Source organism: Rhodococcus (subgen. Prescottella) equi (assembly GCF_003013675.1).
GTDB lineage: Bacteria > Actinomycetota > Actinomycetes > Mycobacteriales > Mycobacteriaceae > Prescottella > Prescottella equi.
Window position 1 is genome coordinate 4678575 of record NZ_CP027793.1, and the last position, 24171, is coordinate 4702745.

Here is a 24171-nt window from a genome sequence, read left to right on the forward strand (position 1 = left end):
CGAGACGGCCCGGAGACGGGTTCAGTACGCGGACGTCCCGCCGCCCGCACGACGCGCCTCGAGCGCAGATCCCAGCGTCATGATTCCCTCATAACAGTTGGGGTCGAGACCGACGAGATCGCGGATCCGACCCAGCCGGTTGTTGACCGTGTTCGGGTGGATGCCGAGAGCGCGCGCCGTCCGCCCACGGTCGAGGTCGTGATGGAGATAGACATCGAGCGTCTCCATCAGTTCGGGGAAAGGATCCAACGGCAGTAGACAGTCTCCCAGGTAGTGGTGTCCGGCGGTGGCCCGCGACAGCTGGAACGGCAACGCGAGGTCCTTCAGCTGATACACCGCCGGCTCCCGGCCCATCCGGCGCGCCAGTTCGACGAGTTCGCGTGCCAGCGCCCCCGCCCCCGCGAGTTCGCGGCGTTTGACCGGACCGGACACCGCCCCGGTCACGGCGGATCCGACCACCTCACCCACCGCCGAGGTCAGATCTACCGCCAGCCGGAACCAGTCGGTTTCCGCGCCGGGACGTCTCGGGACGAGCACCGTGGCCGAATCGGGTTCCACGATGGCAAGCGTCGGCGGTGTGCCGACCGCATCGAGCACCCGGACCGTGCGCGCCTCCCTGGTCCGCCACGCCTTCGCGTCCGTCTCCACGTCGCCGCCGGACAGAGCTAGTACCGAGTACTCGTCGGCCAGTTCGATGCCGCACCAGCGCGCCGTAGGGTCCGCGTCCTGGCCCGCCAGCAGCAGTCTGGCCAGCAACTCGCGCGACGGCTGCTCGTCGCCCTCGAGCGCCACCCGCTCGCACTCGTACGAATCCACGACCGTGCGCGTGACCACCTCCTGCAGCCGCAGGACGCCGTCCGCGATGTCGACCAACGCCGCGGCGCGCTCACCCGCGGCCGCGGCACGACACTCGTCCAGGAGGATTCGGCCGAACCGGTACCAACTGTGCAACACAGCCGACAAGGACGCCCCGTCCACCGCTGCCTGAACGGCACCCTCACGGACCGGTAGCAGTTCGTCGGCGGTGAACGTCCGGTTCTCCCGGATCGCCCGCGAGGCAATTCGGAAGAAACGAAGGGTGCTGCGTTGCAACAACTCCGGATGGGACGAGTATCCCGGGTCCGCCGAGCACCGCCTACGCTCCAGTGCGTCGAACCGGACGTCGAGCCGGTCCAGGATCGCGAGCACCGCGGCGCTCGGTGCGCCGCGCCTGAGCTCGTCATCCGACGGCATGCCCGAACCATACGCCGCCGACCGCCGGCGAGTAGCGCATCCGGAGGGGTCGTCCCCACCGAAAATCGCCGATACCGAACATATCTCGCGTCGCCGCACTGGGATTGTGGAGATCGGCGCCGGCCGCCACCCGCGGTTCACCCCACCGAGCACCCACGGGCCGCGCTAGGCCCGATCCGTCGTCGCCTGCAGCCTGTTTCGCAGGTGATCGCGCTCCGGGTCGGTCCCGACCAGGTCCAGTGCGCGCCGGTACTCCGCGGCCGCCTCCCCCCGCCTTCCGAGGCGCGCCAGCAACTCGGCCCGCGCTGCGACATACGGATGGTGCGCCCGCAATTGCGGTTCCTCGGAGAGTTCGTCCAGCAGGGCGAGCCCCGCCGCCGGACCGTCCCGCATCGCGACCGCAACTGCACGACTCATCGCCACCACCGGCGACGGCACGAGCCTCAGCAACACGTCGTACAGGGCGACGATCTGCGGCCAGTCGGTGCTCGCGACGTCGGGTGCCTCGTCGTGCAGTGCCGCAATGGCGGCCTGCACCCCGTATGCGCCGGGTGGGCCGCCCGTGAGCGATACCAGCACCAGCGCACTACCTTCCTCGATCAGCGGCCGGTCCCACACCGCGCGGTCCTGATCCTCCAAGAGCACCATTTCGCCGCCCGGACCGGTGCGGGCGCCGCGGCGGGCGTGCACCAGCAGCATCAGTGCGAGGAGCCCGGCGATCTCGCGTTCGCCGGGCAGCAGGCGGTGCAGAACACGGGTCAACCGGATTGCCTCCTCGGCGACGTCGAGTCGCTGCAACCGTGGTCCGGTACTGGCGGCGTAGCCCTCGGTGAAGATCGCGTACAGCACCTGCAGGACACCGGGTAGCCGCTGCGGCAGTTCGTCGGCGTCCGGCACCCGGAACGGGATCCGCAGATCGTGGATCCGTTTCTTGGCCCGCGTGATCCGCTTCGCCATCGTCGCGGTCGGGACGAGGAAGGCCCGGGCCACCTCGGACGTCGTGAGCCCTGCCAGACAGCGCAGGGTCAGCGCCGTGCGGTCCTCGGCCGGCAGCGCGGGGTGCGCGCACGTGAAGAACAACTGGAGCCGCTCGTCGGGCAACTCGCCGCCCACGTCCGCAGCAGGGGCGGGATCGGCGCGATCCGCCTCCACCTGTAGCACCGCGATCCGCGCCGCGAGCACCTGATCACGCCGCAGACGGTCCACGGCCCGGCGCCGCGCCGTGGTCAGCAGCCAGGCCCCCGGCTTGGACGGCACGCCGTCCACCGGCCAACGCCGCAGCGCGGCCTCGATCGCCTCCGACGTGGCTTCCTCCGCCAGATCGAGGTCGCCGAATCTGCTCACCAGAGCGGCGAGCAGGCGGCCGCGCTCCTCCCGGAAGACCGCCTCGACGGACGTCTCCGCGTCGGTCGCGCGGCCACCGCTCCCGCTGACCATCGGACGTCAGTTGCCGAAGTCGGCGATGGGGCGCACCACGATCCGGCCGCCGCCGCGCGAGCCGGGACAGCGGGCCGCCCAGTCGAGCGCGACATCGAGGTCCGGCACGTCGATCACGTAGAAGCCGCCCAGCACCTCACGGGCCTCGGCGAACGGCCCGTCGGTGGTGACGGTGCGGGTGCCGTCGTCCCCCACCTGGATGCTGGTGGCGGTGACGAGGTCGGCCAGCGACTCACCCGAGACGAAGATCCCGGCGTCCTTGACCTCCTTGTCGTAGACCATCCAGTCCTCGGGCGTGCAGTCGCTCGTGGCGTCGGCGGACTCGGCGTTGATCAGCAGCAGGTACTTCATGATCGGTTCCTCCTCGAGAGGTGCTCATTGTTGCGGTACACCATGACGACGAACGAGGTGGCCCCGAAAGGACAGCGCGGGTGAACTTTCTTTCGCGCCGTCAGTCGAGCCCGCGGAGGAACTCGAGCATCGCGGTGTTGACCTGGTCGGCTGCCTCCATCTGCACGAAATGCCCGACGTCGGGGATCACGTGGGTCGAGCGCAGGCCGGGCACCATCGCGGCCATCGTCTCGAACGGATTCTCCCCCATCATCTCGAGCACCGGATCCTTCGCGCCGGCGATGAACGTGGTCGGGACGGTGACGGGACGGCCGTGCAGTTCCTCGTTCTGCTCCCACACGTAGTCGTCGGCCCGGTACCAGTTGAGGCCGCCCGTGAAGCCGGTGCGCGTGAACTCGTCCACGTAGTAGCCGAATTCGTCCTCGCTGAGCCACGGCCACGGCAACGCCGGAGGTTCGGGCAGCACGTCGAGGTAGCCGTTGCCCTCGGACGGGAAGTCCCAGCAGTCGAGGTAACGGTTCGCTCCGCTGAGCGCGTGGAAGATCTTGGACAGGAACTCGCGCGGGTGGTCGCCGAGTTCGCGGTCGGCCGGGCCGTACTCCTGGAAGTAGTGCAGGTGCACGAAGTGCTGCGACGACATGTACCGGAAGCCGTCGGTGGGCCGGACCGGCGACCGTGGCATTCGCGGCACGCTCAACTGCATCAGGGCGCGGACGCGTCCCGGCGCCCAGTTCGGCAGGTCCCACACCAGTTGCGCGCCGAAGTCGTGGCCCGAGAACACCGCCTGCTCGATGCCGAGCGCGTCGAGCAGGCCGACCATGTCGTCGACGGTGTGCCGGCGGTCGTACTCGCGAGGATCGGAGGGCACGTCGGTGCGTCCGTAACCGCGCATGTCGGGGGCGATCACCCGGTAGCCGGCCGCGGACAGCGCCGACAGTTGGTGCCGCCAGCTGTACCAGAGTCCCGGGAAGCCGTGACACAGCACGATCGGGTCGCCCTCGCCCTGCTCGGCGATGTGCATGTCGAGGTCCCCGACGCGTACCGTCCGGTGCGTGAGTGTCGTTGCAGGATCGGTCATTCCGGAATATTAAGTCACTCCAGGCGCGGGCGGAGCCAATCGACGAGATCGTCGAGCACCTTCTCCTGCTCGGGTTCGTTGAAAACCTCGTGGAACAGGCCGTCGTACGTCTTCAACGTCAGATCTTTCGATCCGGCGTGGGCCGCGATCATCCGGCTACCGGAGACGTCGGCCAGGCGATCCTCAGTGCCGTGGAGCAGCAGGACCGGAATGGTCAGCGACGGCAACCGAGCCGGGAAGCTCTCGGCGGCCAGAATCATCCCCCGCGCGATGCCCGCCTTGACCTTTCCGTGATGGACGAGAGGGTCGGACTCGTACGCCGCGACCACCGCCGGATCGCGGGAGACCGACTTCGCGTCGAGGGTCTCGACGGGTATTCCGGGTGCGAACCGACCGAGGATCTTGCCGATCTCGATCACCACCCGCGGCTTGCCGCCCACGACGTCCACGGCCGGCGCCGACAGGATCAGACCCGACAATTCGTCCTGGTGGTCGAGTGCGTACGACAGCGCGATCGCGCCGCCCATGCTGTGTCCCAGCAGGAATCGTTGCAGACCCGGATTCTCGGCGATCGCGACGGCCGACAACCGGTGCAGGTCGTCGAGGAACTCCGACCAGTCGTGCAACTCGATCCGCTTGCCACCGGAGCGGCCGTGCCCGCGGTGGTCCGGCGCGTAGACGACGAGACCGAGCCCCACCAAGCGTTCGACGACATGGTCGTAGCGACGCGCGTGTTCGCCCAGACCGTGCGCGAGCAGGAGTATGCCCGTCGGCGGACCGTCCGGACGCCAGACGTCGTACACGATGCGGGTGCCGTGCACCCCGGCGAATTCCGACTCTGTGTGCTGCACGAATGCGAGTCTAGGTGGGCGGACGGCGTCGTGGGGCGCTTGTCGCCGAGCGCTTGTCAGCCCGATCGCGCGGCGGGACGATGAAGGTGGCCGACAGGAGTCGCGATGAGTACCACCGATGCCCCGTTCCTGAGGTACACCGACGAGACCGGGCACGCCCGGGAGGTGACACTGTCCGTCGACAGCCCGCGCGTGACGGTGGGCCGATCGTCGGACGCCGACGTCTCTCTGGCCGACGACCCCGAGGTGTCGCGCCTGCACGCGACACTCGAGTGGATCGGCACGGACTGGACCATCGTCGACGACGGCCTGTCCCGCAACGGCACGTTCGTCAACGGTGAGCGCATCTCGGGACGCCGGCGCCTACGGAACGGCGACAGCATCCGGATCGGCAACTCGGCGTTCGTGTTCCGCGACCTCGCGCGTCAGGGCGGCGAGCCCACCCGGGTGGCCGCGGACATCCCGACGGTACGGTCGCTCACCAGGACGCAGCGGGAGATCCTGATCGCGCTGTGCCGTCCGTACAAGCACAACGCGGCGTTCGCGAATCCCGCGTCCAATCAGCAGGTCGCCGACGAGGTGTTCCTCAGCGTCGACGCCGTCAAGACGCACCTGCGTGCGCTGTTCGCGAAGTTCGGTGTCGAGAACCTGCCGCAGAACCAGAAGCGGTTGCGCCTGGTCGAGAAGGCGCTGCACAGCGGGGTCATCACCGAACACGATCTGTGACCGGTCAGGCCGCGGCCCGCACGTCCGGCCGCACCTGCGCGCGCAACCGGGTGAGCGCACGATGCTGTGCGATGCGCACCGCCCCGGGGGTGGTGCCGAGGGCGGCGGCGGTCTCGGTGGCCGACATACCGCGCACCAGGCGCATGACGAGGATGTCCCGGTGCCGCGGCGGCAGGGTCTCGACGAGGCTGCGTGCCCACGTCCCCCGCTCACCGGCGATCGCGCGTTCCTCCGGCCCGGCCTCGGGGCACACCACCTCGCCCGCGTCCTCGATGGGCGCGCATGCCCTTCCGGCGGCGCGTCGGGCGTCGATCACCTTGTGACCCGCGATCGCGTAGACGTACGTCAGGAACGACGCTCCGCGGTCGCAGTAGCGCGGCAGGGCGGTCATCAGGGCGACGCACGCCTCGTGGGAGACGTCCTCGGCGACGGACTGCAGGGCCCCGCGGCCGAGCCGGGCGAAACAGTACCGGCGCACCAGTGGGTAGACGATCGCGAGCACTCGCTCGCGTGCCCGGGGGTCGCCGGCCACGGCGTCCGGTACCCACTCCTGCAGTACCTCGCGGGCACGTTCGGCGGTCATCTCGTTCTTCGACGTCGCGGTCGGAGCGTGTGCACGCATCTCGAATCTCCCAACGCGGACGGCGCGGTCGGCCGTCCCACGTCTTCGATCCTCTGCGGGGAGCGCTGCCCCCGACAGGCACCCTCGGGTGGCGGTCGCGCACCCTGTTCCGCTTGTCGGACTCCGCAACTAGGGTTCCGGACATGACCGTAGAGCAGAGTCTCGACGACCAGTTCCTCACTGCCGCTGATCCTTACCGGCGCGAACTACTTGCGCACTGCTACCGCATGATGGGCTCGATCCACGACGCGGAGGACCTGCTGCAGGAGACGATGGTGCGTGCGTGGCGCGGCTACGGCAAGTTCGACGGCCGCTCGTCCGTGCGAACGTGGCTGCACCGGATCGCCACCAACACGTGCCTGACGGCCCTCGAGGGCCGCGAGCGCCGGCCCCTGCCCACCGGCCTGGGGGCGCCCAGTTCGGACCCCTCGGACGAACTGATCGAGCGCCGCGAGGTGCCGTGGCTGGAGCCGATCCCGGATTCGATGGTGTGGGGCGATTCCGGGTGGGGTGCGGACGATCCCGCGACGGTGGTGGCCGCCCGCGAGTCGGTGCGGTTGGCGTTCGTCGCCGCCCTGCAGCACCTGTCGGCCCGGCAGCGAGCGGTACTGGTCCTGCGCGACGTTCTGCAGTGGAAGGCCGCCGAGGTGGCCGAGGCGCTGGGCACGTCCACCGCAGCGGTCAACAGCCTGCTGCAGCGCGCACGGGCACAGCTCTCCGAGGCCACACCCAACCCGGACGCACTGGTGGAACCGGAGTCCGACGACGCCCGCGAGTTGCTGCGCCGGTACGTCGACGGGTTCGAACGCTACGACATCGACGGCCTGGTGGACCTGTTCACGCAGGACGCGGTGTGGGAGATGCCCCCGTTCGTCGGCTGGTACGTCGGCGGCGCCGACATCGCCCGGCTCATCAAGGAGAAGTGCCCGTCGGAGGGCCCGGGCGACATGCGACTGCTGCCGGCGTCGGGCAACGGCCAGCCCGCGCTCGGCCTGTACATGCAGGAACCGGACGGCGTGCACCGCCCGTTCCAACTGCACGTCCTCGACATCACCGAGCGCGGGGTCGCCCACGTCACGTGTTTCTTCGACGTCGACCTGTTCGAGAGGTTCGGGCTGCCACCGCAACTCTGACGACCCCCGCGGTCGTCGGCATCACTGACCGGCGGCTGCCGGATCCATCCACATGACCTCCCACACGTGGTTGTCGAGATCGCGGAACGACCGGCCGTACATGAAGCCGTGATCCTGCGGGTCCATCCACTTGCTGCCACCGGCCGCGATGGCGGCATCCACGAGCGCGTCCACGCCGTCGCGGCTGTCCGCGGAGATACAGGTGAGCACCTCGCGGCTCTTCGACGTGTCGCAGATGTCGTCGGCGATGAAGTCGCGGAAGCGGTCCTTCTGCAGCATCATGATCCACGCCGAGTCGTTGATCGCCATGCAGGCGGTGCTTCCGTCGCAGAACTGCTCGTTGAACTCGAAGCCGAGGCCACCGAAGAAGGACCGGCTCGCGGCGACGTCCTCGACCGGCAGGTTGACGAAGATCAGACGGGACATGGGGCTCTCCTTTGTTCGCGGTTGGTCTGTTCGCAGTGGGGGTCGAGGCCGGGCCCGTTCGGGGCCCGCACAGATGACAGACCACCGCCGCACCGAAAACTCATCGCGGCCGTCCGTCATCGAGATCGCGGAGGGGCTAGGCACGCGCGCGGCGCGGTGGTGTCATGGATTCATGAGTGAGGACAAGCGACACTTCGTGGCGAGTCGACTCGACGGACTCATCCACGCGCTGGAACTGCAGGCGCCCACCGAGGAGGAGCCGTCACCGGTGCCCACGGCCAACGGCTTCACGGGATCTCTCGCCGAGGCGCAGCGGCATCGGGCCGAGTTGGAATCCGCGACGCCCGCACGCGTGGACGAGATCGCGGCCGGGTATCCCGAGATCGCGAAGGACTGGGCCGAGCAACAGTCGGCCTGATCCGCGGGGCCCGATCCCGTACGGGAAGGCCCCACCCGCCGTGTCGAGCCGCCCGACCCGGCGATGTTCCGCGCGAGCACGACCCGAGCCCGACCCCAGGGGGTGGGAACACCACCCCTCGGTGGCCCGACGACCACCTCGGAGAGCCTGTCGACGGCACCCCCGGACGACGAGATTGGAAGGAGCAGGAAGGCACCACACCGGGAGGACGCCATGAAGTCCGCTACTCACGACCGCAGCCGTCGTCACGTCGTGCAGTCCGAGGACGGCGTATCGCTCGCCGTGCGCGAGTACGGGCCCGTGGATGCCCCGGTCACCGCGGTGTTCGTGCACGGCCACTGCCTGCACACCCACTCGTGGGCCCGACTGCGCTCGCGCCTGACGCGGGAGTGGGGTGCGGCGGTCCGGATGGTCTTCTACGACCATCGCGGTCACGGCGAATCGGGCAGCGCCCCCGCACACACGTACACGATCGACCAACTCGGACGCGACCTCGACGCGGTGATCCAGGAAGTCGTCCCGACGGGCCCCATCGTCCTGATCGGTCATTCGATGGGTGGGATGACGGCCCTCGCCTACGCGCGCCAGAACCCGGAGGCCGTGGGTACCCGGGTCGTCGGGGTGGGTCTGCTGTCGACGGCAGCCGGCGACATCACCCGCTCGGGCCTGGGCCGGTTCCTGCGGCACCCGCTCGTGTCCGCGTTCCAGTTCGGGGTCGAGCGCCTGCCGCGACTGAGTCAGCGCCTGCTCAGTCTCGTCCTCGACAACCCCACCTCGGTGGTGACGATGTACGGCTTCCTGCGGTCGCTCGTCGGATTCGACGAGTCTCGATCCCTGGCGGGGCTGGCCGCGATTCCGTCACTGGTCCTCGGCGGGTCCTCCGACATGGTCACGCCGTTCGAGCACTCCGTCGCGATCGCCGCGAATCTCCCGTCCGCCGAGCTGGTTCGGCTCGGCGGCGCGGGACACTCGGTGATCCTCGACCAGGCGTGCGAGGTCGCGCACGCGCTGGTGCGGCTCGTCGACCGCGCGGCGGCGCACCACGCGACCCCTCAGCCCGCGGCGTACGCGCTCGCGTCAGCGTCCAGTGCGGCATGATCGGACACCGACGCGTCGGCGACCGCACGCGCGGCCTCCGCCTCGGCGCCGCGACCGATCTCGCCGGTGAACGTCGTGTGCCACCGGACGAGCCGGTCGGGGTCCCAGCCGAGCAGCGCCCGGTCCAGGAGCAGGCGTTCACACACCCGGCGGGACGATCGGATCCGGTTCCTGGCGACGACACCGACCCGCTCGAGGATGTCCCCCGGCAACAACGTCCTCGACGTGGTCCGGTAGTGCGCCCACGTGGCCTCGAGAACGTCGGATTCGGAACAGTCCCTGAGCAACTCGGACCAGTAGTACTCGGCCCGTTCGTCCGGGACCGGCGCCTGCTCGACGCCCGCGCGGATCCGGAGCACTTCGCGGCACGTGAACACGTCGACGGTCTTGACCGGGTTCACTGCGCACTCGCACGAACGGTGGCCTCGACGACCGACTCGAGTGCCAGCGCCCGGATCTCCCCCTTGGCGAGCTTGCCGCCGGACGAGCGCGGCAACGCGTCGGCGACGACGAGGTGCTCGGGGAACAGCTCCTTAGACACTCCCCGGGCGCTCAGGTGCTCGACGAGGTCGGCAAGGGTCAGTGCCCGGCCGGGTCGCAGGCTCACGACCGCGCACACCCGCTCTCCGAACACCGGATCGGGGACGGCGACGACACCGGCCAGGTCGACCGCGGGATGGGTCTCGACCTCCTGTTCCACCTGCGGCGCCGAGATGTTCTTGCCGCCGCGGATGATGATGTCGGACGTCCGCCCCACGGGCGTGAGGTAGTCGTCGGCGTCGACGGTCACCAGGTCGCCCATCAACATCCAGCCGTCCTTCGTGAACAGCTCGGCGTCGGCGTCGGCGTCGTCGTAGTAGCCCGCGCACGTCAACGGTCCGCGACCGGCGGGCCGGCCGGGTCCGCCGGTGGCGGTCACATCGCGGCCGTCCTCGTCGAACAGGCGCACCTGCATCTCCGGGATCAGTCGTCCGGCGGTACCGATGCGGCGTTCGAAGGAATCCTCGACGCGGGTGACGCTGAACGCCCCGCTCTCGTTCGACCCGAAGAACTGCAGCACGGACGCCCCGGTCCGGTCCTCGAACTCGGCAGCCCGATCCGCCGGCACCGCCTCGCCGCCGGTGAACATCACCCGCAGCGACGACAGGTCCGCCTGCGCGGCGAGCGGCGAGTTCAACAGCATCCGGAACTGGGTGCTGACGCAGCACAGTACGGTCACCCGCTCCCGCTCGATCATCCGGATCATGGTCTCCACGTCGAACTTCGGCAGCACCACCGTGGGGACGCCCGACATCGCCGGGGCGTAGTGGGACGTCCACAGCCCGAACCCGAACGGGGCCGGGACCGCACCGAAGAACACGTCGTCACCGTCCAGGTGTCCGGCCTCGATCGCCAGACGGCTGAACGCCATCCACCGATTGTCGAACTGCGTCACACACTTCGGCAGACCCGTGGTCCCCGATGTGGAGTTGAGCAGGTTCAGGTCGTCGGGACCGAGGCTGCGGCCGTCCACGTCGGCCGGTGCGGCCCGGCCCGGCACGATCGGCACCGCGGTGGGACCGGAGACGTCGAAGACGTCGTGCACACCCCGGTCCGACAGCACGACGTGGAAGGCCAGTGGCAGCCCGAGGTCGCGCAGCTCGCGCACCAGCACCGACGACGAGCGGCCCGCGAGGGCGTCGAGGGTGACGAGCGCCCGGGCACCGGTCTTGCGGACGAGATGCGCGATCTCGCGGTCGCCGGCGCGGGCGCCGATCCCGACCGCCACCACGCCGGCGCGTGCCGTCGCGACCAATGCCGCGTGCACGAGAAACGTGTCCGGCAACTGCACCGCGACCCGATCCCCGACCGGGATGCCCAATGCCACGAGTGTGGCCGCGAGGTCGTCGGCGACGGAATCGTAAGTCGCCCAGCTGGTCCGGGCAGAAGGCGTGATGTAGGCATCCGCGTCCGGCGTCCGCGCCGCCTGTTCGCGCACCAACCGGTGCAGCGGGTCGGTCCCCCACCATCCGGACTCCACGTACCGGCCGACCGTCTCGGGGTCGATGAGGCTCATCTCGATCTCCTTGTCCGGGGACGACGACGTCCCTGCGGGTGCTGACTTCGCTAACATTCAGAACTCAGGCGACGGTTCCGGGGAGGAACCGTCGGCAACCGGAAGGAAGTGACGCGGTGCCCCAGCAGGGACCGGACAGCAAGCCCCGCGCAGTCGATCCGAGCAACCTCCGCTGGCGCAGGCTGGCCGAGATGGTCGCCGACCAGATCCGCGAGCGCATCCTGCGCGGCGATCTCGCCGAGGGCGACGTCCTGCCCAAGGAGGCCGAGCTGCGCGAGCAGTACCCGGTCAACGTCCAATCGCTGCGTGAGGCGCTGCGGATCCTCGAGGCGGAGGGGCTGGTGAGGGTCCGCCGCGGCAACCGGGGCGGGGCCGTGGTCCACCGCCCCACCCCCGGCAACGTCGCCTACAGCCTCTCGATGGTCCTCGCGATGTCCGGCACCGATATCGACGACGTCGGCCGCGCCCTGCACGAGATCGAACCCATGTGCGCCGCGCTGTGCGCCGAACGCGAGGATCGCGCCACCGAGGTGGTGCCGATCCTGCGCGCCCTGCACGAGGAGTCGCTCGCCAACGTCGACGATCTCGTCGCCGCCACGACGCTGTCTCGACGGTTCCACGAGGCCGTCGTACAGCTCTGCGGCAATCGGTCGCTGATCGTGCTTGCCGGCGCCCTCGAGTCGCTGTGGTCGAGCCACGTCACCGACTGGGCCAACCTGCGGGCCGATCCCGAGACCATTCCCCGGACCGAGCGAGCACAGGCCCTCGCCGTCCACGGCCAGATCCTGCAGTGCATCGAGGACGGCGACGCCGCGTCGGCGCGGGTGATCGCCGCCCGCCACCTGCGCGACGTCGGGTCCTACCCGCACGACCCGGACCGCCCACTGGTACCGCTCGATCCGGCCGTGGCCCGCGACCGCCTCTTCTTCGGCTGACGGGATCCGGTCAGAAGCTGTTCGGATCGTCGATCACGCTCTGCGGCACCGGATGTCGGTACAGCTTGGAGGCGTTCTCCCAGGTGACCTTGCGCAGCTCGTCGGCGGAGAGACCCTTCATGGACTCGTTGACGACGTCCATCGTGCGCGGCCACAGGCTGTCACTGTGCGGGTAGTCCTCCTCGAGGAGGATGTGGTCGACGCCGATGCGGTCGCGCAGCACCATCGTCGACGGATCCTCGACGGCGCAGAACCAGAAGTTCCGCTTGAGTACGTCGGCGGGCGAGATGTCGATACCGTCCCACGTGCCGTACATCGACGAGTATGTCGTCATGTGGTCGAGTCGGTCGAGAAGCGCCGGAACCCAGCCGATCCCACCCTCGGACATCACGATCTTGATGTTCGGGAAGCGGACCGGGATCTTCGAGAACAGCCAGTCGACGGTCGCGAACATCGCGTAGCCGAAGAACAGCGTGCCGGCGACGTCCGGCGGCGCGTCCTCGGACGTGCTCGGTGACGTGCTCGACGAGCCGATGTGCAGGTTGATGACGGTCTCGGTCTCCTCACACGCCCGCATGATCGGATCCCAGTGGCCCGAGTGCACCGACGGCAGGCCCAGCGCGTGCGGGCCCTCGGAGAACGTCACGGCCTTGAAACCGCGTTCGGCGTTGCGGTAGATCTCCTGCGCGCCGATCTCCGGGTCGAGGAAGTACGGGATCTGGCACGGGATGATGCGGTCCGGGTACGGCCCCGCCCACTCCTCGAGGTGCCAGTCGTTGTAGGCCCGGGTGGCCGCGAGCGCGAGTTCCCGATCACCCGTGCTCAGCTGCAGGCGCTGGCCGGCGAAACCCGGGAGGAACGACGGAAAGTTCAGGGACGCATACACCCCCGAGAGGTTCATGTCCTTGATGCGGTGATGGATGTCCCACGATCCGCGGCGCATGTCCTCGAACCGTTGCGGGTCGAATCCCCACTCGTCGACCGGACGTCCGACGACGGCGTTGAAGCCGACGTTCGGGATCTCCTTGCCGTCGTACACCCAGATGTCTGCACCGTCGCGGTGGATGACCTTGGGTGCCCGGTCGGCGAACTTGGCCGGCAGGCGACCCTCGAAGGTGTCCTTCGGTTCGACGATGTGGTCGTCGACCGAGATGAACGGGAAGGGTCGATGCGCCTTGTCGGGCTCGGGCAGGAACGTGACCTTGCCCTTGACGTTGGTGGTGAAATCGGTGTTCTGCATCAGGTCGTCGAGACTGGCCATCGTGCACACTCCTCGAATGCTTGGGGGTCGATGAATTCGGCTGCGCTACATACGCAACCGCTGATGAGTCGGGATCTTGGGTCCGTCAGTCGAGAACGTCGGGGTGGGTGCGGATCAGCTTGCGGACCGCACCGGCCCAGTAGACGCCCGCCGCGCGCTCGACGAGCGCCTTCTGCATCGCGACACGGATGCGCTTCTCGATCGGCAGCGGATCCTTGCCGAGCAGCAGGATGTCGTAGGCGAGACGGCAGAAGCGGTCGATCGACGCCGCGCGGTACACCGCGAGCTCGATCGTGTCGGCGGTCGTGATGATGCCGTGGCTGGCGAGGATCACATTGTTGCGGTCGCCGATCTTGTCGGCGAGGTCGCGGCCCAGCGCCGCGTCGTCGACCTCGCCGGTGTACTCGCTGACCAGCGACAGGTCGTCGTCGTACAGACTGCCCGTCTGGTGCGCGATCATCGGCAGCACGCCGACGGCGGCCAGCAGCGTCACGTAGTACGGATGGTTGTGGATGACTACGCGGGCATCCGGCCGGCGACGGTGCAGCTCGGTGTGGATGTGGTACGCGGGCGTGACGTCCCACTTCCCTTCGACCACAGCACCGTTCGCATCGACACGGCAGACGTCCGAGGCGGAGACCTCCTCCCACCACAGTCCCCACGGGTTGATGAGGAGGCTGTCGTCGTCGCGGTCCGCCCACGTGATGTGGCCGGCCATGTTCTCGCTGAAGCCGTCGTGCGCCAGGATGCGGAAGGCGCATGCGAGCTTCTGTTCGTCGGTGAGTTCCACCCCGATCGGCGGCGTGGCGCTCGGCTGCCAGCCGTCCATCGAGTTCTTCTCCTGCCCTGCAGAATTCGTCGACTCGCCGAGTGCGGTCACGGCACCTCCTTGCATCGAGAGTAAGTCGCTTCGGGAACTACCGAGACTCTAACTTACAAAAGTTAGCAATGTAAGCCCCATCTCATTCCGGTTCGAGAACAGAACTCCATCCCCCGGAGACGACGAAGCGCTCACCCTCGGTGAGGGTGAGCGCTTGCAGCCCAGAATGTTTCGCGGAAATTCGACCTCCTAGTCGGAGCCGAAGCCTGAGGCGGGTCGGGTGAACACCTCGCGTAGCAGGGGGACGAAGGTGTCGATCGGCAGCGTGTCGTAGTCGGGGTCGAACGACACCTGATCCCATTCGGCACAGAAGTGCGCGCACGTGTCGAAGTACGGGCTGTCCCGGTAGCGTTCACGCGTGTTCGGGTCCAGCCCCAGCCGATCCCAGTAGTGATAGCCCTGGAACACGCCGTGGTGCTTGACGACCCAGGTAGCCTCCGCATCGAGGTAGGGCGCCACGATGGCGGCGGCGAGCTCGGAGTGATTCGCCGGCGCGATGGCGTCGCCGATGTCGTGCATCAGGGCCGCGACCACGAGATCCGTTCGCGCACCCTCTCGTAGCGCACGGGTCGCGGTCTGCAACGAATGCTCGTAGCGATCCACCTGATAGCCGAGCGTGGGACCACGCAACGCCTCGAGCATCTCGATCATCGTGTCCGGCAAGCGATCATTCAGGAAGACCTTCGACTCGGCGACGATGAGAGCGATGTCCTCCGGTGTCGATTCGTCCATCCGCGTGAAGCTCACCTGCCGGCCACCCGACGCGTCGATCGCCATGACGTGACTTCCTTCCGCTCGTCGCGGTCATCGACCGCTGATTCTCGTATCTTTACATAGAAAGGGCGAGTACGCGTACGAGATTCCCACTGGACGAAATCTCTCGCCGTCGGCCTACATCCAGTTCCACCGTTCAGGCCGATGACAGGCGCAGTTCCTCGACCACACCGCGCAGGGCCTGCACTTCACGCCGCAGCTGCCCGATTTCGTCACCCGCCCCGCGCTCCCGGAACGGATCGGCGCGCACCGCCGCCGCTGCCGGAGCCGGCGACCCGGGCGCCCGGGCCGTGATGCCGTCCACGAACAGGTCCACCAGGGTCGTCGACAGCATGACGTGGTCGGCGTCGAGCGAGTCCCGGTGCCATCGCGTCGCGGTCCACACGATCTCCCGGAGCAGGCGCTGCAGCTGCGCCGACTCGAAATCCCGCCGAAAGCTGTTCTCGGCGATCCCGTTCGCGAGGATCCGCGACCACACTTCCTGAGCCTCGAGCACGCGTGCATCGATGTGCTGATAGCCCGGCAGCGTCGGCAGAACGCCGAATTCCTTGTCGTAGATCTCCGACGCATGCGGATGGCGCACAGCAACCCGCAGCGAGACGTGGATCAGATCGCGCAGCTGTTCGGGGGCGGCCACCGACCAACGGATCTCGCTCGCATAACTGCAGGTCAAGTCGTCGAGGAAGGCGATCAGGATCTCCGAGACCAACTCGTCCTTGGACCCGAAGTAGTGGTACAGACTGCCCGAGTGCAGCCCCACCTCGTCGGCGATGTCGCGCACCGTGGTCGCGGCGACACCGCGCGACGAGAACATCCGGGCAGCACACGCCACGATCTCCGGGCGCCTACTGGGGGTCGCGCGCGGGCGGCTCATCGCGCCTGCCCGGCCAGGTCCTGGTCGCCCCACACCTTGGGCGGCCGGGAGAAGACCTCCTCGAGCATCGGCATGAAGAATTCGAGCGGCTCCGAATCGTATTCGGGATCGAAGGACTCCTGGTCCCACGCGGCGCAGAAGTGGGCGCAGGTGTCGAAGTACGGCGAATCCCGGTACCGGTCGCGGCTGTTCGCGGGTACGCCCAGCTTCTCGCCGTAGTGATAGGTTTGGAACACCCCGTGGTGCCGGACGACCCACACCGCCTCGTCGTCGAGGACCGGGCGCAGGATGGCCGCGGCGACCTCGCTGTGGTTGTCCGGGCACAGGTCGTCGCCGATGTCGTGGAGCAGTGCCGCGACGACCAGGTCCACCCGCGCGCCCTCCCGATGGGCCCGCGTCGCCGACTGCAGGGAGTGCTCGTATCGGTCGACGCGATAGCCGAACGTATAGCCCTTCATCGACTCCAACAGCCGCACAACGGTTCCGAGCCAGTGATCGCGTCGATGCACGGCGGCCTCGTCCCGGATCAGCTCCATCTCGGCGACGGTGGCGTCGTCCATCCTGGTGAATCCGACAGTTCGCGGCTGGTGCACGTCTCGTCTCCCGTCCTGACGCCATGTGGCCTGGGTAACACTACGCAGCGGAACATTACCCGATCAATCAGTTGATGGAGTCCCAATCGGATGATTGACAATCGGCGCGTCCTGCCTCAACATGACTTCGCAATTCCGGATCGCTTCGAACGGAATCCGCTGTGGCCGAACAGTGCCCGCCATCTCCACCGTTTCGAGACCAAGCTCCCCACCCTCACGGGCAGTCTCCGAAGGAGAAAGTCATGACCTCTTCCACCTCGACACCGCGTACGGGTACCACCGTTCGAGGCAGAGCCCGGATGATCCTCGCGGTCAACATGGGCAACGCGCTCGAATGGTTCGACTGGACCGTCTTCGCGATCTTCGCGGTCTACTTCTCGAACCAGTTCTTCCACTCCGACAACGAGGTGTCGAACCTCTTGTCCACGATGGCCGTCTTCGCCGTCGGCTTCGTGATGCGACCGCTGGGCGGTCTGTTCTTCGGTCTCGTCGCCGACCGCCGCGGCCGCAAGTTCGTCATGGTGCTGACGATGTCGCTCGTCGCAGCGTCCAGCGTCCTCATCGCCGTCGCCCCCACGTACGGCCAGGTCGGCGCCTTCGCGTCGCTGTGGCTACTGGTGGTGCGCTGCATCCAGGGCCTCGCACACGGCGGCGAACAGGGCGGTTCCTACACCTACATCGCCGAGGTGGCCCGCCCGGACAACCGCGCCCTGTGGGGTAGCACCGTCATCATGTCGACGGTGGGCGGCACCGTGCTCGCCACCCTCCTCGGTGCCGTCATGCGCACCGGCGTCGACGCGTCCACCATGTCCGACTGGGGCTGGCGCATCCCGTTCCTGATCGGCGGGCTCCTCGGGTTCTTCGCGCTCTACCTGCGCCGCGGCCTCGCCGAGTCCGAGACGTTCGAGGACGCGGCCGAAGCCGCCCCCGTGCCCGAGTCCCCGGTCAAGACGGCGCTGCGCGACGTGTGGGCGCAGCGCGGATCGATCCTGCGGGTCGTCATCCTCGTCGGCGGCACCTCGGTGTTCTCGTACACCTGGTCGGTGAACGCGCCGGCGTACGCGATCAGCTTCCACGGTGTCGACGACCGCCTCGCGATGTGGTCCGGTGTGGTGGCGAACCTCGTGTTCATCGCCGCGCTGCCACTGGCAGCGATGCTCGCGGACCGGGTCGGACGTCGGGTCAACAACATGATGTGGGGTATCGGCGTCGCGCTGCTGGCCTTCCCACTCTCCGGGCTGCTCGACGACTCGGCGATCAGCCTCGTGACGGCGATGTCGCTGGCACTGGTCCTGCAGTCGTTCGCGGCGAGCACGCAGGTCGCGTGGTTCGCCGAACTGTTCGCCACCAAGTCGCGCGCCACGGGCACCGGCATCGCGGTCTCGCTCGCGGCAGCGGTGTTCGGCGGCACCGCGCCCTACCTGAACACGTGGCTGACCTCGCGGGATTCGGCGGACCTCTTCACGTGGTACGTCGTGGCGCTGGCCCTGTGCGTGGCGGTCGCCGCCTACTTCACCCGGGAGACCAAGGGGACGGCGCTCACCTCCACCCACGTTCCGAACCCCGCGACGGCGGAGTCGACGGTCGCCTGACCCCGGTGCGCATTCCCCTCCGCGCACCGCGCTGCTGTGACAATATGTGCTGTCCGTGCACCTGGTCACGATTCGTGACCGGGTGCACGAGCAAGGTTTCGCAGCGGGGGCGAACCAATCGCACCGACGGGGGTCGGTGGACATGGGGAGTGTGTTGCTGTGGCAGCTGACCGATCGGCGATCGAGACCGGTGGGAGATCACCGCGGGCAGAGCGCTTCCTGCTGAACCGTCCACGCCTGTTCGAGCTGCTGTCGAAACCGACGGCGTTGACCGTCGTCCGCGGCCCGCGTGCAGCGGGGAAGACAGCCCTCCTGCGAACGTGGGCGCGCAGCCGGTCCGACTTCGGCGAAACGGTGATCGAGCAGGACACGCCCCCAGCCGACATCACGCCGAATGGTTACTGGGACAGGGTGTCCCGCGAAATCGGGGCGGCAGCACAGAGCCAGGACGATTCTCCGATCGTCGTCGTGCTCGACGATCTCGACCGACTCGGCGACCCGGACGCTCAGGCCCGCGCCCTCACGCTCCTCGAGAGCGACGAGCGCCTGCACCTCGTCGTCACCACCCGGTCCACGGCCATCTTCGACGATGCCACGATGCTCGACGTGGACGGGCTCACGATCTCCCCCACGGATCTGCTGTTCACTCCCGCCGAATCGCAGGCCGTCCTGCAGGCCCGCGGAATCGACCTCGCGCCACACCTTCTGGAAACCGTGCAGACCGTGACAGGCGGCTTTCCGCCCCTCGTCCAGGCCGCCGTCTCGGTGGCCCGTCCGTTCGGGACCGACTACGAGGAGAGCCGAGCACTCGCCCGCCGCGCGCTCGAGCGCTCCATCGACCGGTACGTCGAGCGCACGATCCTCGGCGACCCCGATCTGGCCGACCTGCGTCAGTTCATGCTCACGATCTCCGCGGCGCGGATCGTCACCGACGAAGTGGCCGCCGTCCTCGCCGCCGACGGCGACGCGCCGCAGCGGGTACGCGCCCTCGAGGCCGCCGGCCTACTGGTTCGGTCGACGTGGCCGCGCGACGACGAGTGGCGTTTCCCGCAGCCGATCCGCGAATCCCTCATGCGCGATCTGCGATTGGAGGCGCCGCAGGGGCCGCTGCGCGCGTCGGGCGACCTGGCCCGCTGGTTCCTGGGGCGCGGCGAACTCGACCCCGCGCTGGCGCACGCCGTCGAGGGCCACGACTGGGAACTGACGGTGTCGATCCTCAAGTCCAACTGGGTCGAACTCGTCTCGCGCCACTTCCGGCTGGTCCGCGAGTCGCTGCTGGCCCTTCCCGCCGAGGTGGCCGCCGACGACCTCACGATCAAGGCCGGGCGGGAGCTCTTCCTACGATTCGGCGCCGATTCGGCGGGGTTCGCGGCGCCGATGGTCCCGTCGTACGACATCGACGTCGCGGAGGCCGATACGTCCGTCGTCACCGAGACGCTCGCCGTGGGAACCGTGCAGTCGCTCATCCTGCGCGTGGCGGGTGATTTCGAACGCGCCGCCGAGATGACGGCGCAACTGTCCGCGCTGGCGGACCGGGCGATCGAGGTCCAGCACGGCGAGGTCACCGAGTTCCTGCCGCTGCTGCGCCTGCAGTGGGGCATCACGCACCAACTGCGGGGCGATCTGACACGGGCGTCGAGCGAGTTGCGTCGCGCGCACCACGGCAACCGCCCCGACGGGACCGACTTCATCGCCCGGAACGCGGCGGGCAATCTCGCTCTCGGCTACGCCCTGACCGGGGAACTGACGTACGCCGACACGTGGCTCGAGCGTGAACGGCGCTACGACGACACCGGGTCGGGGATGTCGGCGGTGGTCCGCGTGAGCGGCCTGGTCGCGTCGGCGCTGGTCGCGCTGGATCGGATGGATGTCACGCTCACCGCGAAGGCCCTCGCCGAGCTCGGCGACCTGCCCGACGACGAGGAACTGTGGGCGTTCGCGCTGTACGCGCACTGCCAGCTGGCCCTCGTGACCGGCAACGCGGAACAGGGGCTCGATCGCTTGCACCGCGCGACCGCGATCTACGACAGATGGTTCACGTCGGGATCGGTCGCGGCGCCGCTTCTGGCCTCGACCGAGGCGGACCTGTTCTCCGCGCTCGGCCGTGGCAACGACATGTGGACCGCGCTCGAACAGGCCCGCGGTCGCGGCCCGTGGACGGCCGTCTCCCGGGCCCGGATGGACCTGTCGAGCGGCTACCCCGCGTCCACGCTCGCCGGTTGCGCCCGGCCGGTCGTCGCGGGCTGTCCGCAGCCCCGCATCCGGATGGAGTCCGCGCTTCTGCAGTCCGTCGCGCACCTCGACATGGGGAACACGGAACCGGCGGTGACGCTGCTGCAGCGCGCGGTCTCCCTGTTCGAGCAGACCGGGATGGTCCGGCCGTTCGCGTCGCTGTCCGAGAACGCCGTCGAACGTCTCGCCGGCCTGGGTGTGCCGTTGCCCGAGGCGTGGTCGGCGGCGGCGCCCCCGGCCGGCCGGGAGGTCTTTCCCGAGCGGATCCGCATGGTCGGCATCAGCGATCGCGAGTCCGCGGTCCTCGAGGCGCTGGCGTCGACGCCGTCGGTCGCGGAGATCGCCGCACAGTTGTACGTCTCCCAGAACACCGTCAAGACGCAGCTTCGCAGCCTGTACCGCAAGCTGGGCGTCCATTCCCGGGCCGACGCCCTGACCACGGCGACGCGGTTGGGCCTGCTCGCGAGCCGGCACGACACCGACGGCTGACGCGCCCGGAGAGGGCGGGAATAGATCGGGTTCGAGGTTGTTGAGCTACGGTGAACTAGTTGAATCCTCAACTAACCGCCCGGAGGAGAACCCCATGCCCGCCGTGACCGTCGACAACATCCTCGCGCTGCCGCGCATCGAAGCCGTGGATCCGACCGCCGTGGACCGCCCCGTCCGGGGCATCGTCACCGCGCCCGTCGGCTACGAGGGCGAGGGCTTCCCCGTCCGCCGCGCCTTCGCCGGCATCGACCTCGCACAGCTCGACCCGTTCATCCACATGGATCAGATGGGTGAGGTGAACTACGCCCCCGGCGAACCGAAGGGCACCCCGTGGCATCCGCACCGCGGCTTCGAGACCGTCACCTACATGATCGACGGGATCATGGAGCACCAGGACTCCAACGGCGGCGGCGGCATCATCGGCGGCGGCGACACCCAGTGGATGACGGCCGGTGGCGGCATCCTCCACATCGAGGCTCCGCCCGAGCACCTCGTGATGAGCGGCGGCCTGTTCCACGGCGTCCAGCTGTGGGTCAACCTGCCCAAGAGCAACAAGATGGCGGCGCCCCGCTACCAGGACATCACCGGCAGCAAGGTCGCCCTCGCCTCGAGCGCCGACGGCGGGGCCCTGGTCCGCGTCATCGCCGGTGAGATCGCGGGACACCAGGGTCCCGGATCCACGTACACCCCCATCGCGCTGTCGCACACGACCGTCGCACCGGGAGCGAGCGTGACGCTGCCGTGGAACCCCGACTTCAACGCGCTGGTCTACGTGCTGGCCGGGGACGGCTTCGTCGGCGCCGAGAAGCGACCGATCTCGTCGGGCCAGACCGCCGTGCTGGGTCGCGGTGACACCGTCACGATCGCGGCCGCCGACGTCCAGGACTCGCGCACCGAGTCGCTCGAGGTGTTCGTCCTCGGTGGCCGGCCGATCCGCGAGCCCGTCGCGATGGCAGGGCCGTTCGTCATGAACACCAAGGCCGAGGTCATCCAGGCGTTCGAGGACTACCAGGCCGGCCGACTCGGGTCCGTCCCGGCAGCGCACGAAACCCTCAACTGAATGTCTTTGCCGGACAGTCGATCACATCGGTCGAACGACCGACCGATTGTGGTCGACCCCCGGCCCGACACTCGTCCGTGAACAGTCCGAGACCGAACCGACACCACTGATTCGGCGCCGGCGGGTCCCACTTCGTACCCTGGTGACTCGACAGCGCGAACGCCGTGGAGCAACTCTGACCGCGTCTGTCAGCGAGGAGGACCGCATGCCAGCTCTCACCACCCCCCACGTCGACGTCCACCGTTCGGGCGACCGTCTCAAGACCCGGATCCCGTGGCTGGACTCCAAGCACTCCTTCTCGTTCGGGCAGCACTACGACCCCGACAACACCCATCACGGACTGCTGCTCGTGAACAACGACGACATCGTCCAGCCGGGCCAGGGCTTCGACACCCACCCTCACAAGGACATGGAGATCGTCACCTGGGTGCTGCGGGGGTCGCTGGTGCATCAGGACTCGATCGGCCACTCGGGTGTCATCTATCCGGGTCTCGCGCAGCGGATGAGCGCGGGCACCGGCATCCTGCACTCCGAGAAGAACGACTCGTGGCGGCTGAAGGGCGACGAGCACGAGGAGCCCGTCCACTTCGTCCAGATGTGGGTCGTGCCCGACGAGCCGGGCATCACGCCAGGCTACGAACAGCTCGAGATCGACGCCGAACTCCTCGCCGGTGGGCTGGTGCCGGTCGCGTCGGGCATGCCGCAGCACCGCGACAACGCGGCCATCCGGATCAAGAACAAGTACGCGTCGCTGCACGCGGCCCGACTGCAGCCGGGTAAGGCGGTCCGCATCCCCGAAGCGCCGTTCGTGCACGTGTTCGTCGCGCAGGGCACCGCGGAGATGGAGGGCGTCGGAACGCTGTACGAGGGCGACGCCGTCCGGCTCAGTGCGTCCGGCGGGCAGCAGGTCACGAGCGAGACCGGGGCCGAGATCCTCGTCTGGGAGATGCACGCACGTCTCGGCGGGTGAGCATCGCCGGTTGCCGGGTCGGGCGCCGACTCGCGCCGATCCGTCCACGGCCGATCGGGGCGGACGGCACGCTGCCTACGTCCGCCCGGACGCGCGCGCAACCGGGACGGCGGTTCGGCGCCCGCGGCGCGGGTGGTACACAAGTGCAATGACCCAGACTGCCGCCGATCCGAGCACCGCACCCGAACGGGTCGACCGCCTCAACCTGTTCATGGGTGTGGAGGCGCGGGAGGTCCGGCCCGGACACCTCGTGCTCGCGCAGCCGGTCGGGGCCCGCTTCCACGACCACCGCGGACAGACGATCCTCGGCTCGGTCGGCGTGCTCGCCGACGCGTGCCCGGGCGGCTCGCTCGGCAACTCGGTCCCCGCGGACGCGGGCATGGTGCTGTCGCAGATCTCCGCGACGCTCGCCGCACCGATGCCGACGCACGGCACCGTCGTCGCGACCGGCGACGTCGTCGACCTCGACCTCGAGAGCGGCATCGGACTCGCGGCCGGCGCGATGCACGACGGCGACGGCACCACGGTCGCGGTCGTGCAGTCGCGTGGTGTGTTCGTCACGCGGCCCCGCGCGAACGCCGCGGCGGTGCTCAGCGGGCAGCGACTCCCCGTGCCCGCCGCCGAACCGTGCGCGGCCCCCGACGAGCTGGCCGGCCGCGCCGGACTCGACGTCGTCGACGGCATCGCGTCGGAGCGGATCGCGCGCGGCCCGCTCGCCGGGCTGCTCGACCTGCGTCTGACCGACGTCGAACGCGGTTCGCTGACAGCGACGTTCGCGCCGCAGGACTGGATGAGCAACTACCTGGGCTCGATTCAGGGCGGCATCCTGATCACCGCGGCCGACCTCGTGAACGGCCTTGTCGCGCAGACGCTCACCGCCGCCGATCAGCGGTACCGGATCCTGGATCTGCGGATCGACTTCGTCCGTTCCCCCGCCACCGACGGCCCCGCGATCCGCGCGGAGGCCGAGGTCGTCCGCGCCGGGCGCCGCCTCGCACTCATCGAGTCACGTCTGCTCGACAGCTCCGGGCAGGTCCTGATCCGGGCCGCGGCGAGCGCGCAACTGCTCTGACGGACACCCG

Annotated in this window: 24 protein-coding genes; 10 read left to right on the forward strand and 14 right to left on the reverse strand. The window is 68.9% G+C overall.

Annotation, left to right across the window (positions count from 1 at the left end):
- Nucleotides 1-21: 21 nt before the first annotated feature.
- From C7H75_RS21750 to C7H75_RS21770, 5 genes are all read right to left on the reverse strand, one after another.
- Nucleotides 22-1233, reverse strand: coding sequence for a PucR family transcriptional regulator (locus C7H75_RS21750; RefSeq protein ID WP_106851824.1), 1212 nt, complete (start codon nt 1231-1233; stop codon nt 22-24).
- Between the two features lie 165 nt (nt 1234-1398).
- On the reverse strand, nt 1399-2670 hold the full coding sequence (locus C7H75_RS21755) for an RNA polymerase sigma factor (RefSeq protein ID WP_064079041.1): 1272 nt from the start codon (nt 2668-2670) through the stop codon (nt 1399-1401).
- 6 nt (nt 2671-2676) lie between these two features.
- Nucleotides 2677-3021, reverse strand: coding sequence for a YciI family protein (locus C7H75_RS21760; protein WP_005517383.1), 345 nt, complete (start codon nt 3019-3021; stop codon nt 2677-2679).
- A gap of 100 nt (nt 3022-3121) precedes the next feature.
- On the reverse strand, nt 3122-4099 hold the full coding sequence (locus tag C7H75_RS21765) for an alpha/beta fold hydrolase (RefSeq protein WP_022598125.1): 978 nt from the start codon (nt 4097-4099) through the stop codon (nt 3122-3124).
- 14 nt (nt 4100-4113) lie between these two features.
- Nucleotides 4114-4950: an alpha/beta hydrolase gene (locus C7H75_RS21770; protein ID WP_005517381.1), complete on the reverse strand. Its 837-nt coding sequence runs from the start codon at nt 4948-4950 to the stop codon at nt 4114-4116.
- 105 nt (nt 4951-5055) lie between these two features.
- Here C7H75_RS21770 and C7H75_RS21775 point away from each other — a divergent pair, with 105 nt between their 5' ends.
- Nucleotides 5056-5676 carry an FHA domain-containing protein gene (locus C7H75_RS21775; protein ID WP_064058637.1) on the forward strand — a complete coding sequence of 207 codons (621 nt, stop codon included), beginning with the start codon at nt 5056-5058 and terminating at the stop codon, nt 5674-5676.
- A gap of 4 nt (nt 5677-5680) precedes the next feature.
- On the opposite strand, the gene shbA is transcribed toward C7H75_RS21775, so the two are convergent.
- A complete protein-coding gene (gene shbA / locus C7H75_RS21780; protein ID WP_064076240.1) occupies nt 5681-6298 on the reverse strand; it encodes an RNA polymerase sigma factor ShbA in 618 nt (205 codons plus the stop codon).
- Between the two features lie 143 nt (nt 6299-6441).
- Between shbA and C7H75_RS21785 the strand changes: the two genes are divergently transcribed.
- The gene (locus C7H75_RS21785) at nt 6442-7431 is read left to right on the forward strand and encodes a sigma-70 family RNA polymerase sigma factor (RefSeq protein ID WP_084922791.1); all 990 of its coding nucleotides are present in this window, start codon (nt 6442-6444) and stop codon (nt 7429-7431) included.
- A 21-nt stretch (nt 7432-7452) separates the two neighbouring features.
- On the opposite strand, the gene C7H75_RS21790 is transcribed toward C7H75_RS21785, so the two are convergent.
- Nucleotides 7453-7857, reverse strand: coding sequence for a VOC family protein (locus C7H75_RS21790; RefSeq protein ID WP_005517376.1), 405 nt, complete (start codon nt 7855-7857; stop codon nt 7453-7455).
- Between the two features lie 172 nt (nt 7858-8029).
- Here C7H75_RS21790 and C7H75_RS21795 point away from each other — a divergent pair, with 172 nt between their 5' ends.
- Both C7H75_RS21795 and C7H75_RS21800 read left to right on the forward strand, forming a co-directional pair.
- On the forward strand, nt 8030-8275 hold the full coding sequence (locus C7H75_RS21795; RefSeq protein WP_037085946.1) for a hypothetical protein: 246 nt from the start codon (nt 8030-8032) through the stop codon (nt 8273-8275).
- Between the two features lie 213 nt (nt 8276-8488).
- The gene (locus C7H75_RS21800; protein ID WP_106851825.1) at nt 8489-9373 is read left to right on the forward strand and encodes an alpha/beta fold hydrolase; all 885 of its coding nucleotides are present in this window, start codon (nt 8489-8491) and stop codon (nt 9371-9373) included.
- On the opposite strand, the gene C7H75_RS21805 is transcribed toward C7H75_RS21800, so the two are convergent.
- Nucleotides 9328-9774: a hypothetical protein gene (locus C7H75_RS21805; RefSeq protein ID WP_106851826.1), complete on the reverse strand. Its 447-nt coding sequence runs from the start codon at nt 9772-9774 to the stop codon at nt 9328-9330. The genes C7H75_RS21800 and C7H75_RS21805 overlap by 46 nt on opposite strands.
- Nucleotides 9771-11429, reverse strand: a complete 1659-nt coding sequence (locus C7H75_RS21810; RefSeq protein WP_106851827.1) for a class I adenylate-forming enzyme family protein — start codon at nt 11427-11429, stop codon at nt 9771-9773. Before C7H75_RS21810 ends, C7H75_RS21805 begins: the two co-directional genes overlap by 4 nt.
- A 116-nt stretch (nt 11430-11545) precedes the next feature.
- On the opposite strand from C7H75_RS21810, the gene C7H75_RS21815 reads away from it, so the two are divergent.
- On the forward strand, nt 11546-12364 hold the full coding sequence (locus C7H75_RS21815; protein ID WP_022598137.1) for a FadR/GntR family transcriptional regulator: 819 nt from the start codon (nt 11546-11548) through the stop codon (nt 12362-12364).
- A 10-nt stretch (nt 12365-12374) separates the two neighbouring features.
- Here C7H75_RS21815 and C7H75_RS21820 read toward each other — a convergent pair whose 3' ends face one another.
- From C7H75_RS21820 to C7H75_RS21840, 5 genes are all read right to left on the reverse strand, one after another.
- A complete protein-coding gene (locus C7H75_RS21820) occupies nt 12375-13625 on the reverse strand; it encodes an amidohydrolase family protein (RefSeq protein ID WP_106851828.1) in 1251 nt (416 codons plus the stop codon).
- Nucleotides 13626-13710: 85 nt separating this feature from the next.
- On the reverse strand, nt 13711-14454 hold the full coding sequence (locus tag C7H75_RS21825; RefSeq protein WP_013417327.1) for a class II aldolase/adducin family protein: 744 nt from the start codon (nt 14452-14454) through the stop codon (nt 13711-13713).
- 240 nt (nt 14455-14694) lie between these two features.
- The gene (locus C7H75_RS21830; protein WP_013417328.1) at nt 14695-15282 is read right to left on the reverse strand and encodes an HD domain-containing protein; all 588 of its coding nucleotides are present in this window, start codon (nt 15280-15282) and stop codon (nt 14695-14697) included.
- A 133-nt stretch (nt 15283-15415) separates the two neighbouring features.
- Nucleotides 15416-16153, reverse strand: a complete 738-nt coding sequence (locus C7H75_RS21835; RefSeq protein WP_233281810.1) for a TetR/AcrR family transcriptional regulator — start codon at nt 16151-16153, stop codon at nt 15416-15418.
- Nucleotides 16150-16713, reverse strand: coding sequence for an HD domain-containing protein (locus C7H75_RS21840; protein WP_005517364.1), 564 nt, complete (start codon nt 16711-16713; stop codon nt 16150-16152). Before C7H75_RS21840 ends, C7H75_RS21835 begins: the two co-directional genes overlap by 4 nt.
- Nucleotides 16714-16988: 275 nt before the next feature.
- Between C7H75_RS21840 and C7H75_RS21845 the strand changes: the two genes are divergently transcribed.
- The 5 genes from C7H75_RS21845 (at nt 16989) to C7H75_RS21865 (ending at nt 24161) form a co-directional block, all read left to right on the forward strand.
- Nucleotides 16989-18338, forward strand: a complete 1350-nt coding sequence (locus C7H75_RS21845) for an MFS transporter (protein ID WP_106851830.1) — start codon at nt 16989-16991, stop codon at nt 18336-18338.
- A 159-nt stretch (nt 18339-18497) separates the two neighbouring features.
- Nucleotides 18498-21059 carry a LuxR C-terminal-related transcriptional regulator gene (locus C7H75_RS21850; RefSeq protein WP_084985285.1) on the forward strand — a complete coding sequence of 854 codons (2562 nt, stop codon included), beginning with the start codon at nt 18498-18500 and terminating at the stop codon, nt 21057-21059.
- A gap of 94 nt (nt 21060-21153) precedes the next feature.
- Complete coding sequence (locus C7H75_RS21855; RefSeq protein ID WP_005517358.1) at nt 21154-22119, forward strand: pirin family protein; 966 nt, start codon at nt 21154-21156, stop codon at nt 22117-22119.
- A gap of 205 nt (nt 22120-22324) precedes the next feature.
- On the forward strand, nt 22325-23089 hold the full coding sequence (locus tag C7H75_RS21860) for a pirin family protein (RefSeq protein ID WP_005517355.1): 765 nt from the start codon (nt 22325-22327) through the stop codon (nt 23087-23089).
- 148 nt (nt 23090-23237) lie between these two features.
- Nucleotides 23238-24161, forward strand: coding sequence for a PaaI family thioesterase (locus tag C7H75_RS21865; RefSeq protein WP_013417334.1), 924 nt, complete (start codon nt 23238-23240; stop codon nt 24159-24161).
- Nucleotides 24162-24171 lie beyond the last annotated feature (10 nt).